Annotated in this window: 9 protein-coding genes; 8 read left to right on the top strand and 1 reads right to left on the bottom strand. The window is 71.1% G+C overall.

What is annotated here, in order from left to right; translation table 11 throughout:
- Both VNE60_05575 and VNE60_05580 read left to right on the top strand, forming a co-directional pair.
- Nucleotides 1-797 (top strand): hypothetical protein (locus tag VNE60_05575; GenBank protein ID HVB30979.1); only part of this gene is annotated, 797 nt, incomplete at its 5' end.
- Complete coding sequence (locus VNE60_05580; protein ID HVB30980.1) at nucleotides 794-2,440, top strand: hypothetical protein; 1,647 nt, start codon at nucleotides 794-796, stop codon at nucleotides 2,438-2,440. The genes VNE60_05575 and VNE60_05580, both read left to right, overlap by 4 nt.
- Here VNE60_05580 and VNE60_05585 read toward each other — a convergent pair.
- A complete protein-coding gene (locus VNE60_05585) occupies nucleotides 2,428-3,942 on the bottom strand; it encodes a hypothetical protein (GenBank protein ID HVB30981.1) in 1,515 nt (504 codons plus the stop codon). The genes VNE60_05580 and VNE60_05585 overlap by 13 nt on opposite strands.
- 203 nt (nucleotides 3,943-4,145) lie before the next feature.
- On the opposite strand from VNE60_05585, the gene VNE60_05590 reads away from it, so the two are divergent.
- The 6 genes from VNE60_05590 to VNE60_05615 all read left to right on the top strand — a co-directional run bounded on the left by VNE60_05590 (nucleotide 4,146) and on the right by VNE60_05615 (nucleotide 12,886).
- Complete coding sequence (locus VNE60_05590; GenBank protein ID HVB30982.1) at nucleotides 4,146-4,751, top strand: helix-turn-helix domain-containing protein; 606 nt, start codon at nucleotides 4,146-4,148, stop codon at nucleotides 4,749-4,751.
- A gap of 35 nt (nucleotides 4,752-4,786) precedes the next feature.
- Nucleotides 4,787-6,421 carry a TolC family protein gene (locus tag VNE60_05595; GenBank protein HVB30983.1) on the top strand — a complete coding sequence of 545 codons (1,635 nt, stop codon included), beginning with the start codon at nucleotides 4,787-4,789 and terminating at the stop codon, nucleotides 6,419-6,421.
- 2 nt (nucleotides 6,422-6,423) lie between these two features.
- Nucleotides 6,424-7,539 carry an efflux RND transporter periplasmic adaptor subunit gene (locus tag VNE60_05600; protein HVB30984.1) on the top strand — a complete coding sequence of 372 codons (1,116 nt, stop codon included), beginning with the start codon at nucleotides 6,424-6,426 and terminating at the stop codon, nucleotides 7,537-7,539.
- 10 nt (nucleotides 7,540-7,549) lie between these two features.
- On the top strand, nucleotides 7,550-10,708 hold the full coding sequence (locus VNE60_05605; protein ID HVB30985.1) for an efflux RND transporter permease subunit: 3,159 nt from the start codon (nucleotides 7,550-7,552) through the stop codon (nucleotides 10,706-10,708).
- A 118-nt stretch (nucleotides 10,709-10,826) separates the two neighbouring features.
- Nucleotides 10,827-11,456 (top strand): DedA family protein, encoded by a 630-nt coding sequence (locus tag VNE60_05610; protein HVB30986.1) that lies wholly within the window; start codon nucleotides 10,827-10,829, stop codon nucleotides 11,454-11,456.
- A 122-nt stretch (nucleotides 11,457-11,578) separates the two neighbouring features.
- Nucleotides 11,579-12,886 carry a hypothetical protein gene (locus VNE60_05615; GenBank protein ID HVB30987.1) on the top strand — a complete coding sequence of 436 codons (1,308 nt, stop codon included), beginning with the start codon at nucleotides 11,579-11,581 and terminating at the stop codon, nucleotides 12,884-12,886.
- Nucleotides 12,887-12,941: the final 55 nt, after the last annotated feature.

Below are 12,941 nucleotides of genomic sequence, written 5' to 3' on the forward strand. Positions count from 1 at the left end.
GGGGCAAACCCACGGCGTGCGTGTCGTGTCACCAGGCGGACTACGCGAAGACGTCGAGCCCGCCCCACGCCGCGGCGGGATTCCCGACCACGTGCGAGACGTGCCACAGCACCGCCAACTGGACGAGCGCGACGTTCGACCACAACGCCACCAAGTTCCCGCTCACGGGCGCGCATCTGGCGGTGGCCTGCAACGCGTGCCACGGCGACGGCGTGTACGCTGGCAAGCCGACCGCGTGCGTGTCGTGTCACCAGGCGGACTACGCGAAGACGTCGAGTCCGCCCCACGCCGCGGCGGGGTTCCCGACGACGTGCGAGCTCTGCCACAGCACCACCAACTGGACGAGCGCGACGTTCGACCACAACGCCACCAAGTTCCCGCTCACGGGGGCGCACGTGACTCTGGCCTGCAATGCCTGCCATGGCGATGGCGTGTACGCCGGCAAGCCGACCGCCTGCGTGTCGTGTCACCTCACGGACTACAACGGCACGAACAATCCGGCGCATGCCGCGGCGGGCTTTCCGCAGACGTGCGATCAGTGCCACACGACGACGACCTGGTCCGGCGCCACGTTCAACCACGACGGCTCGTTCTTCCCGATCTATTCGGGAACGCACCAGAACCGATGGACGCAATGCGCGGACTGTCATACGTCGCCGACCAACTTCGCCGTGTTCACCTGCACCGGCGCGTGCCATGCGCAGGCGACCACCGATTCGCACCATAGCGGCGTGTCCGGATACCGGTACGAGAGCAACGCCTGCTACGCGTGCCACCCGAGGGGGCAGGGCGGATGAGTCGCGTGCGCGGCGCAGCGCGCTGGCCGGGCCTGGGCGCCATCCTCGCCGGATGGCTCGGGCTCTGGAGCGGCGCACTCTCCGCCCAGGCCACGGGGGCGGCGCATCCGGGCGCCGCGCCCCCGCGGTGGGCGCACGTGAGCTACATCAGCGGACCGTCCGTGTACATCGACGCGGGCGCCAGGGACGGCTTGCGGCAGGGCAGCCGCCTCGACGTGGTGCGCGATACGGTGGTCATCGCCGAGCTGGCGGTGGAATACATCTCTTCGAGCAGCGCGGCGTGCACGATCGTGCGCAGCAGCGGGCCGCCTATCGCCGTGGGCGACTCGGTGCGGTTCACGCCGGTGCCGGTGCCGGCGCCGCCGGCCGCGGCCGCGCCGGCCTCGCCGCTCGCCGCCGCGTCCGCGCGCCCGTGGAGCGCCGGCAACGCGCTGCGCGGCCGCATCGGCGTGCGGTATCTGGTCGTGGATGCGGGTACCGGACCGGCCGGGATGATGACGCAGCCCGCGTTCGACGTGCGGCTCGACGGCATGCATCTGTCCGGCTCGTCGCTCGGGCTCGCCGTGGACGTCCGCGCGCAGCGGTCGATCCTCCCGCCGCCGGACAGCACGCACCCGGCGCCGACGTACCCGCTCAACGTCACGCACGTGTACAAGGCGGCGCTGATCTGGAACCCCGCCGGGTCGCCGGCCACGGCCACCGTCGGGCGGCAGTTCTCGTCCAGCAGCTCGTCGGTGGGCCTGTTCGACGGCGTCGGTCTGGACTACGCTCGACGCCGGTGGAGCGTCGGCGCGTTCGGCGGATTCGAGCCGAGCGTAGCGACGTTCGGCTTCTCCGATTCGACGCGCGAGTACGGCGCGTACGTGCAGTGGCACAACGCGTCGCTCGCGCTCCCGGTGTGGTCGCTGACCCTGGGCGGCGTGGGCGCGTACACCATGGGGCAGATCGACCGCGAATTCAGCTATCTGTCGGCCATGTATGCCGGCCCGCGGTTGACGCTCTACGCCACGCAGGAGCTGGACATCAACCGCGGATGGCGGGCCGTGCAGGAACATTCCACGACGACGCCCACGGCCACATTCGCCACCGCCCAGTACGCCGTGACCGACGCGGTGAGCCTGTACGGAGGCGTGGACAACCGCCGCAACGTTCGCCTCTATACCGACTATCTGAATCCCGAGGCGGCGTTCGACGCCAGCTTCCGGCAGGGCGTGTGGGCGGGCGCGTCGCTCAACATGCGCGGCCGATTCCGGGTGAGCGCCGACGAACGCACCTCGAGCGGAGGATTGGCGGGCACGGCGCAGTCGTACACCGGCGCGGCGAGTGTCATGCGCTTGACCCCGCTGCAACTCGGCGTCCATCTGCGCGCCACGCGCTACACGGGCCAGATGTCGAGCGGCACGCTGCAGTCGGCATCGGCCGAAGCGAACCCGTTCGATCTGGTGCACCTGGAACTCACCGGGGGCGTGCGCACGTCGGTCACGCCGATCATGGGCCCGGGCGCGTCGCGCGTGAATTGGGGCAGCTTCGACGCGGACTGGGGCATCGGCCCGTCGATCTACCTGTTGTTCTCGCTCTATCGGGAGTCGGGGCCCGGCCTGCACGACGGGCAGAGCTACCTGTCGATCAGCTACCGGTTCTGAACCCGGAACGCCTCACCGGCCCCGACGGCGCCGAGCGCGCGGAGCCGGGGCGCGCCGGCCGTGGTGTCGCGTTGCGCGACGAGTCGCGCCGCATCGCGCAGCGGCGGCGCGATCGTCACCAGGTAATTCACGGGCACGGCGCGCAGCAGTTGCGCGATCGACGCCGCGTTCATGGCCGTCGTGCGCGGCGTGACGTATTCCGCCGCCGTGAACGGCACGATCGGCACCGCGGTGCGGCCGGTGAACAGGTACACGAGCTGTTCGCCGTCCACGGCGACGACGTCGGACGGCGATGTGTTGGACGAGACCCAGCGCACGAGCGGCCCGATGGCGGCGGTGGCGTTGGCCGCGCCGCTGCGCCACGAGCGCGCGGCGTCGCTCCGCACTTCGGCGCGCGCCATGCCGAGCAGCAGCACCGCGGTGGCGGCGACGACCGCGCTCCGCGCCGCCCGCGCCGGCAGGCGGGCGCCCCAGGCGACCGCCGCGCCCATGCAGAGCACGATCAGCGGCCATACGGCATACAGAAAGCGCCATGGCGTGAACGGCCAGGCCAGCATCACGAGCAGATAGATCGCGACGAACGCGGCGGTGACCGGTGCGCGGCGCGCCATGCGCCACAGGCCCGCGACGAGCGCGGCCGCGGCGAGCAGCGCCGTGGCGTGCCGGACGACCGCGGCATCGGCCAGCGACCAGCGGTCGGCCAGCAACTCGCCCACCTCGCGCACGTTCGTCGTCACCGTGCTCACGACCCCGTGCACCCCGGTGGCGCGGAGGCCCGCCAGGAACCACCCCAGGTAGCTGCCGTAGCTGCCCTCGAGGCCAGGCGGGAGCGGCGTGGCGCGATGCCCCACCCAGAGCGACCAGGGTACGATGACGATCGCGGCGCCGGCCACGCAGAGCGCCGCGTCGCGCCAGCGCCGCCGCAGCGCGAGCAGCGCCACCATGGCGAGTTCGAACGCCAGCCCGTGCGTGCGCACCAGCGCCAGCGCGCCGGCCGCGAGGCCGACGGCGAGGGCGCGACGCCCTCCCGCCGGCGCGTCGTTCGACGGCGCGACGAGACGCTCGCCGGCGATGAGCGCCGGCAGCAGGCACGCGGCGAACAGCGGCTCGGAGAGCACGAGCCCCGAGAGCAGGAGCATGGGGAACGTGGCGGTGGCGATGAGCGCGGCCGCCGCCGCGGCCGCCGCGCCCCACCCCAGCACGCGGCGCGCGAATCGCTGCGTGTACCATGCCGCGATGCCCGTGAACACGGCGTTGGCGAACAGGAAGAGCATCACGTTGGCCGGAAAGCGCGGCACGATCCGCCAGAGCAGGGCGAGCACGAGGGGATAGCCCGGCGGATAGTGCGCGGCCACCGGCGCGCCGGGCAGGTGCAGAAAGCGGTAGCCCTGTCCCGTGGCGAGCGCCTTGGCGAGGATGACGTACACGCCGTCGTCGTGATACACGCCCACCGCGTACGGTCGCGCGGCCCAGAGCGCGATCGCGACGACGGCGAGTGCCACGATCGCGCTCAGCGCCCACTGCGTTCGGCCGGCCGGCCCTTGGAGGTCCTGTTCCAATACCAGTGATGTCGATGGGATGGGGAAACTCGACCGCGCGTGCCCAAGTATCGCGCGCGGCCGCGTGCCCAGCCACCGGACGCGCGCGGCTGCCGAAGCAAGTACACACTTGCTTGCTCGTGTTCAACCCGCTAGCCTGCGACGCCATGGACATTCGCGATCGAATACTCGAAGCCGCCGCGCGCGTCTACGCCCTGCACGGGTATCGCGGCGCCACCACGCGGCTCATCGCCAATGAAGCCGGGGTCAATGAGGTCACGCTGTTCCGCACCTTCGGCTCCAAGGACACGCTGTTCGAGGAGTTGGCCCGCGGCCAGGCCGAGGCCACCAGCGTGCCGCCGCTGCCCGCCAAGCCGGCGAACCCCGAGCGGGAACTCACCGAGTGGTGCCGCACGGTGCTGGACCATCTGACACAGCATCGCTCCTATCTCCGTAAGTCGATGAGCGAGCTGGAAGAGCGCCCGCTCGCCGCCGCGGCCGCCTGCAAGGGGCCCCACTGCGCGCGGGACGTGCTGGCCGAGTACGTGGAGACGCTGCGCGATCACAAACTGGCGCATCCGGAAGGGGAGACGGGCACGGCGATCTCGATGTTCATGTCGTCGTTGTTCGGCGACGCGATGTGCCGCGACGTGATGCCCGACGCGTTTCCGGAGCCGGCCGAGGAGGCGCCGGGCCGGTACGCGCGTTGCTTTCTGCGCGCCGTGGGCGTGCGCGTGAGCGCCGCGGCGCACGTCGACGCGACCGCGGCGTGATGCCGCGGCCCCATCACCTTTCAACACCCGGGACCATGCCACACCTCATCGCCAGGAGCGCGCACACCGTCGCGCTGATCGGCGTTCTCGCATTCGGCGCCGCGCCGTTGGCGGCGCAGGGCACGGTGAGCGGCCCGCGACGCCTGTCGCTCGACGACGCCATCCGGACCGCCGAGACGCAGAGCGCCACGATCGGGATCGCGCGCGCCGGCGTCACGCGCGCCGGTGGAGTGCTCGATCAGGCGCAGAGCCAGTTCCTGCCGCAGATCAACGCCTCGGCGGGCTACACGCGCACGTTGCGATCGCAGTTCTCGGGATTCAGTCTGGGCGCAGCGCCGGCGGATACGACGGGTCCGAAGACCGAATCGCTGTGCGCGCCGCACATCGCCAGCAGCGCCACCCCCGCCGAACGGCAGGCGGCGCTGGCCGCGGCGGTGACGTGCGCCTCGACGAGCAGCGGACTGTCGAGCTTCCAGAGCGTGGGGTTCGGCGCCGCCAATCAATACGTGCTGGGGCTGCAGCTCTCGCAGAACGTGTTCACCTGGGGCCGGCTCACCGGCCAGCGCACGGCCGCGCTCGCGGGACAGCGCGTGGCCAACATCGAACTCACGGCGCAGCGCGCGCAACTGGCGCTGGATGTGACGCAGGCGTACTACGACGCCGTGCTCGCCGGCCAGCTGGTGACGATCGCCGACTCCACGCTCGCGCAGACCAACGAACTGCTGCGGCAGACCACCGTGGCGCGGCAGGTGGGCAACGCGTCGGAGTTCGACCTGCTCAAGGCGCAGGTGACGCGCGACAACCAGGTGCCGCAGGTGCTGCAGGCCGAGACCAACCGTGACGTGGCGGTGCTCAAGCTCAAGCAGCTGCTCGCGCTCCCGCTGGACGACTCCCTGGAGCTGACGACGCCGATCGAGGACACGCCGGCGCCGGCGCTCACCGGGATCGCCACGGCCGGTACGCCCGACACGAGCGCGGTACGCCGGGCGGCGGTGCGCGAAGCCGCCGAGAACCTGCAGGCGCAGGAAGGGCTGCTCCAGGTGGCGCGCGCCGAGCGGTATCCGGCGTTGTCGCTCACGTCGGGCTACCAGCGGCTGTACTTCCCGCAGAACACCTTCCCGTCGTGGAGCGACTTCCGCGAGAACTGGACGGTGGGACTCTCGGCGTCGGTGTCGCTGTTCAGCGGCGGGCGCACGCACGGCGACGAACTGGTGGCGCAGGCGAGCGTGCAGCAGGCCCGGGCCCAACTGGACCAGACGCGGCAGTACGCGTCGCTCGACGCGCGCGTGGCGCTGAAGCAGTTGGCGCAGGCCGAGGCGGCGTGGCAGGCCAGCGCCGGCACGTCGGAACAGGCGCGGAAGGCGTACGCGATCGACGAGGTGCGTTACAAGGAAGGGATCTCGACGCAGACCGATCTGGCGCAATCGCGGCTCCTGCTGCAGCAGGCGGCGGCCAACCGTGCCCAGGCGGCGCGCAATCTGGCGGTGGCCCGCGTGCGGCTGGCGCTGCTGCGCGATCTGCCGCTGCAGCAGGGCGCGAGCGGCTCCGCCGCCGGCGCGACGACGCAGTCCACGTCGGGCGGCTCGGCGCCGTCGTCGGCCACGCAGACACAGACCACGACACCGACCACCGCCGGCACGGCGGGTCAATCCGGGGGCATGAACCAATGAACGTGAAGGTCCAGACCGCGCGCGCGGCGCGCGCGCTGCTCGCGGCGGCCGTCGTGCTCGGGGCGGCGGCGTGCAAGCGCGACGCCGCGGAGGCGGCGCCGGCCGATTCCGGGGTGACGATCGGCCCCGAGAACATCGCCGTCGTCGAGGCGCGCAAGATCCAGACCGGGCCGGCGATCTCGGGATCGCTCGACGCCGACCAGCAGGCCGTGGTGCGCGCCGAGGTGCAGGGCGCGGTGCTCGAGACGTACGCCGAACCGGGGCAGCGGGTGGCGCGGGGGGCGCTGCTCGCCCGCATCGACGACACGGCGATCCGCGCCCAGGCGTTGTCGGCGCAGTCGGCCGTGGGCACGGCGCAGAATGCCGACGACATCGCGCAACGCAATCTCCAGCGCAGCGAGGCGCTGATGAAGGTGGGCGCGATCGCGGACCGCGATCTCGAAGCGGCGCGCAACGCGGCGATGGTGGCGCAGACGCAGCTCGACAACGCCAGGGCGGTGTACGCCAACGCGCAGAAGACGCTCGACAAGACGCAGGTGCGGGCGCCGTTCGACGGCGTCGTGGCGGCGCGCAACGTGACCGGCGGCGACTTCGTCTCGCCGGGCGGCGCGATGTTCTCGGTGGTCAATCCGGCGACGATGCGGCTGGAGGCGTCGGTGCCGGCCGACCAGTTGGGCGACGTGCGGGTGGGCATGCCGGTGGCGTTCAGCGTGACGGGGTATCCGGGGCGCCAGTTCGTGGGACACATCACGCGCATCAACCCGATGGCCGATCCGACCACGCGGCAGGTGGCGATCCTGGCGCGCATTCCCAACGCCGGCAACTCGCTGGTGGCGGGCCTGTTCGCCGAAGGGCGGGTGGCGAGCGAGACGCACACGGCCCCCGTGGTGCCGATCTCGGCCGTGGACGAGCACGGAGTGCGCCCGTCGGTGATGGCGCTGCGCGGCGGCAGGGTGCGGCGCGTGGAGGTCCAGCTCGGCATCCGCGACGACGTGGCCGAGACGGTGGAGATCCAGAGCGGGCTGGCGGCGGGGGACACGATCCTCGTCGGGGCGGCACGGGGCCTCTCGCCGGATACGCCGGTGCGGGTGAACGCGCCGTCGGACGCGAAGCGATAGCGAGCGAGCCATGGTGATTTCCGATTTCGCGATCAAGCGGCCCCTGGTCACCGTCGTCACGATGCTGGCCCTGGTGGTGTTCGGCCTGTTCGCGCTGTTCAGGCTGAAGACCGACGAATTTCCCGACGTGGCGCCGCCCTACGTGACGGTGGGCATCCCGTATCCCGGGGCGTCGCCCGACGTGGTGGAGAAGCAGGTGCTGAAGCCGGTCGAGGACCAGATCTCGTCGATCAGCGGCGTGAAGCAGGTGACGGGCCAGGCGTACGACGGCTACGCGAGCGTGCTGATCGAGTTCTACTTCGGCAAGGATCTCAACGTCGCCACGCAGGAGACCCGCGACGCGATCTCGGCCATCCGTTCGGATCTGCCCGACGAGATGAAGGAGCCGGTGATCAAGAAGTTCAACGACACCGACCGGCCGATCGTGTCGCTGGCCCTGTCGTCCACGGTGCTGTCTCCGGCCGAGTTGACGCGGCTGGCCGACCCCGACATCACGCGCAAGCTGCGGTCCATTCCCGGCGTGGCCGACGTGGAGGTGTTCGGGAACGTGAACCGCGAGTTGACGGTGGAGGTGAGGCCGACGGCGCTGCAGGCGGCGGGGGTGAGCGTGGCCGAGGTGGTGACGGCGCTCCAACTGCAGAACCTCGCGGCGCCGGTGGGGCGCGTGATCGGCACGCTCTCCGAGCGCTCGATCCGCCTCAAGGGGCGCCTGGACACGCCGGCCGAGTTCGCGCAGCTGGTGGTGGCCGAGCGGAACGGGCAGCTCATCCGCCTGGGCGACGTGGCCAACGTCAAGGACGGCACGGCCGAGCCGCGCACGCTGGCGCTGTACAACGACCGCGAAGCGGTGGGCATCGACGTCAAGAAGGCCACGGGCTACAGCACCACCGACGTGAGCGACAAGATCCGCGCCGCCGTGCGCGAGATCGAGAAGACGCTGCCGCCGGGCACGACGATGGAGCTGGTGAAGGACTCGGGCGTCCGCGTGGACGCGGCGGTGCGCAACGTGGAGGAGGCGCTGGTGGAGGGCGCGCTCCTCACCGTGCTCGTGGTGTTCCTGTTCCTGAATTCGTGGCGGTCCACGGTGATCACGGGCCTGGCGCTGCCGGTCTCGGTGCTGGCGTCGTTCATCGCCGTCTGGGTGATGGGGTTCAAGCTCGAGACGATGTCGCTGCTCGGGCTCTCGCTGGCCATCGGCATATTGATCGACGACGCGATCGTGGTGCGCGAGAACATCGTGCGCCACGTGGAGATGGGAAAGGACCACTACTCCGCCGCGCACGACGGCACCGACGAGATCGGGCTCGCCGTGGCGGCGACCACGTTCTCGATCCTCGCCGTGTTCGTGCCGATCGGGTTCATGCCCGGCATCGGCGGCCAGTGGTTCAAGCCGTTCGCGCTCACCATCGCCTGCGCGGTGGCGGTGTCGCTGTTCGTGTCGTTCTCGCTCGACCCCATGCTCTCCGCCTACTGGGCCGATCCCCACAAGGAGCCGCACGAGCGCGTGTGGATCGGCCGGCAGCTGGTGAAGTTCAACCGCTGGTTCAACCGCCAGTCGGAGCGGTACAAGGGCGTGGTGGCGTGGGCGCTGGACCACCGGGTGGCGATGGTGGCGCTGGCGCTGGGGTCGCTGGTCCTGGCCATGGTGCTGCCCACCACGGGCGTCGTGGGCGTGGGGTTCATGCCCGAGGACGACCGCGCCGAGCTGACGGTGCACATCGAGACGCCGCCGGGTTCGAACCTCGAGTACACGCGGCTCAAGGCCGAGGAGACGGCCCGGTTCATCCGCGCCCATCCCGAGGTGAAGTACACGTACGCGACGCTCGGCACGCAGGCCACCGGCGAGGTGGACGCGGGCGACATCTACGTGAAGCTGGTGCCGCGCGCCGCGCGCTCGGTGAGCGTCACCCAGTTCGCCGCCATGGTGCGCAACGAGACCCAGCACGTGGCCGGCGTCACGCTGTCGGTGTTCACCGACGACTTCAGCGGCGGGCGCAAGCAGCTGCAGTTGCAACTGCGCGGCAACGACCTGGCGTCGCTCAACGCCGCCGCCGACACGGTGGAAGCCATCGTCGAGCACGTGCCCGGCGCCGTGGACGTGGGGCTGTCCACCAAGGGCGAGAAGCCGGAGCTGAACATCGAACTCAATCGCGGCGTGGCCGGCGCGCTGGGCATCACCGTGGGACAGATCGCGCAGTCGCTGCGGCCGGCGTTCGCCGGGCTCAAGGCCGGCGACTGGATCGATCCGAGCGGCGAGCCGCGGGACGTCGAGGTACGGCTGGCGCCCGACGCCCGGCGTCGCGCCGCCGACCTGAGCCAGCTCCCGCTGGTGATCGCGGGCCCCAACGGCGCGCCGGTCACGATTCCGCTGGGCCAGGTGGCGACGATCGTCGACAGCGTGGGCCCGGCGATCATCGATCACCTGGATCGCGATCTCGTGGTGAACGTGGAGCTCAACACGTCGGGCCGCGCCTCGGGCGACGTGACGAGCGACATCCGGGCGCGGCTGTCCAAGATCCAGCTGCCGCCGGGCGTTCGACTGTCGTACGGGGGCGACGCCCAGAACCAGGCCGAGGTGTTCGGGCAGATCTTCTCGGCGCTCGGCGTGGCGTTGCTGCTCATGTATCTGATCCTCGTCGTGCAATTCGGATCGTTCCTCGATCCGCTGGCGATCATGATCTCGCTGCCGCTGTCGTTGATCGGCGTGATGCTGGCGCTGGCGGTGACGGGCAACACGATCAACATCATGTCGCTCATCGGCGTGATCCTGCTCATGGGGATCGTGGCCAAGAACGCGATCCTGCTGATCGACTTCGCCAAATGGTCGCGCGAGGAGCAGGGGACGCCGCTGCGCGAGGCGCTGATCCAGGCGGGCGCCATCCGGCTGCGGCCCATCCTCATGACCACGTTCGCGCTGATCGCCGGCATGGTGCCGGTGGCCCTGGGACGCGGCGAGGGCGCGCAGTTCCGCGCCCCGCTCGGCGTGGCCGTGATCGGCGGCGTGATCACGTCCACCCTGCTCACCCTGCTCGTGATCCCGACGTTCTACGAGATCATGGACGACTGGCGGTCGGGGCTGGCCCGGAAGTTCGGGCTCACCCCGCCGCACACGGCGGAGCACCACGTGCCGCCGGGGGCGGTGCCGCAGCCCGGGATGGGGGACGACTGACCCGCCGCGTCATCTCCCCGACAGGCACGCCGATCCCCTGACAACGGCGTGCGCTCGTCGAGGCTAAATTGGAGGTCCGGGCTTCGGCCAGGGGCCTCCAATTTCATTTCCCGGTGCAATGACTTTCGTTCCCCTGCTCTGGCAGTCGCTGTCGCATCTGAGCGAGTCGTCCACACACCTGCAGCGGTTGTGGGCGTACATCACGCTGGGCGCGACGGGCATCTTCACCGAGGAGACCTCGCCGATGATCGGCGGGCTGGCGGCGCACAACCATCACCTTCGGTTCGCGCTCGTCGTGCTCTGGGTGGCGGCCGGCGTGTGGGGCGCCGACATCGTGCTCTACTATCTGGGCCGCTGGCGCGGGCGGTGGTTGCGGGAGCGCTGGCCCAAGCTGCGGCGCGTGATCCTGCGCGCGCTCCGATTCGTCCGCCGGCATCCGTGGCGGTCGTCGCTCGCCGTGCGGTTCGCGTATGGACTGCGGTTCACGCTGCCGATCGCCTGCGGCGCGGCGCGGCTGCCCGTGCCGCTGTATCTGATCGGCAGCGCCATCAGCTCCATCGTCTGGTCGCTGGTCTTCACCACCGCCGGCTGGGTGGTGGGCCGCACCTCCCAGGCCCTCGGCTGGCATCCCCGCCTCCATGAACTGCCGTTCATGATCGGATTGTTCGTGGTCGGGCTGGTGGCGTACTTCATCTCGCGCCGCCGCCACGTGGAAGAGCGCACGGTGGAAGTGCTCGAGGCCGACTAGCAACCGCCGGCGGCGGCACCCCATTGCCCGGGGCGTGGCAGCTGTCGATCTTGATTTGGCGATGCACGACGTTGGCAAGCGCACCCCGATCGGAACGATCGGGAATTTGCCGGAGGGTACGTATGCGCGGAGAGGCGGGGGACACCCCGGGCGCGGCGGACCGGACACCCGATAGCACCGACGGCATCTCGCTGGACCAGCTGCGGCAGGCAGTGGCGCGCGGCATCCTCTCGGCCGAGCAGCTCGACGCGCTGCTGGCGGCGCGCCCCACGGCGCCGGACCGCCAGACCGCCGCGGAAGCGCGCCGCGGACTCAACGCCGTCACCATCGCGTACTATCTGGGCGCCGCGGCCGTGGTGTTCGCGTTCTGGTGGTTCCTCGTGGACCGCTGGCAGGCGCTGGGCGCGGCGGGAGTCCTCGCGATCGCGCTCGCGTACGCGGCGATCTTCGCGTTCACGGCGCGGTTTCTGGGCCGGCAGGGATTCCGCACCGCGTCGGCGTTGGCCGCGCTGCTCACCGTCTCGATGGCGCCGGTGGTGGCGTGGAGCCTGCTCCAACTGGCCGGACTGTGGTACGAACCGGGCGCGCTCGCGGGGCCGACATACGGCATGCGCGTGGACGTGTTGGAAACTCTGCGCTGGATTCCCGTGGAGTTGGCCACGGCGCTGGCGGCGCTGGTCGCGCTCCGCCGCGTGCGGTTCGCGGTGCTGGCGATCCCGGTGGCGGCGGTGGTGCCGCTCGTGGCCGGCCACCTCGTGCCGCTCGTGCTCGACCCGGACATCGCCAACGAGATGACCGCCTGGATGCTGCTCGTCTCCGGGGCCGCGCTCATCGCCTGCGGCTACGCCACCGACCGGCGGCAGCAGGGCGACGAGGACTACGCGGGTTGGGTGTACCTCACCGGATTAGTGGCGCTGGCCATCGGCGTACTCTCGGCGTGGAGCTACGCCGGCGCCATCCGCCATGCTGTGCCGGTGGCCGCGCTGGCGTTGTTGGCGCTGTCGCTGTATCTGCGGCGGCCGATGTTCCTGGTGTTCGGCACGCTCGGCATCGTGGGCTATCTGGCCTATCTCGCGTTCGACGTGTTCCGCAATGCGCTCAGCTTCCCGGTGGTGCTGGCCACGTTCGGCGTGTGCGTGATCCTGCTCACCGTGTGGTTGCAGCGGCGGTATCCGTCGCTGGCGCGGCAGGTCGAGGCCGCGCAGGCGGGGCGGCGCGCAGTGCCCCATGCCGCGCTCGTGTTCGGCGGCGCCGTGGCGGTGATGACGGCCCTGCTGTTCTCCCGGCTGCCCGACGCGCACGCGCGGGCCGCCGATCAGTGGGTACGCGTGCGGCGCACGGCGCTCGAGGTGCACCGCCGGCAACTGCACGCCAGGCGCGATTCCAACCAGTTGCGGGCCGTGCCGCCGCGACCCCTCATCCGCCCGTAGCGCGCGCCGGCTCGCCCTGAAACACGGGGCGGAGCGGGGCCGTAGGGAGGGCCGC

Source organism: Gemmatimonadaceae bacterium (genome assembly GCA_035533755.1).
Classification (GTDB): Bacteria; Gemmatimonadota; Gemmatimonadetes; order Gemmatimonadales; family Gemmatimonadaceae; genus JAGWRI01.

Excerpts from the sequence above, each read along its gene's own strand:
- VNE60_05580 (HVB30980.1), top strand. The coding sequence starts at position 794 with ATGAGTCGCGTGCGCGGCGCAGCGCGCTGGCCGGGCCTGGGCGCCATC.
- VNE60_05590 (HVB30982.1), top strand. The coding sequence starts at position 4,146 with ATGGACATTCGCGATCGAATACTCGAAGCCGCCGCGCGCGTCTACGCC.
- VNE60_05595 (HVB30983.1), top strand. The coding sequence starts at position 4,787 with ATGCCACACCTCATCGCCAGGAGCGCGCACACCGTCGCGCTGATCGGC.
- VNE60_05605 (HVB30985.1), top strand. The coding sequence starts at position 7,550 with ATGGTGATTTCCGATTTCGCGATCAAGCGGCCCCTGGTCACCGTCGTC.
- VNE60_05610 (HVB30986.1), top strand. The coding sequence starts at position 10,827 with ATGACTTTCGTTCCCCTGCTCTGGCAGTCGCTGTCGCATCTGAGCGAG.
- VNE60_05615 (HVB30987.1), top strand. The coding sequence starts at position 11,579 with ATGCGCGGAGAGGCGGGGGACACCCCGGGCGCGGCGGACCGGACACCC.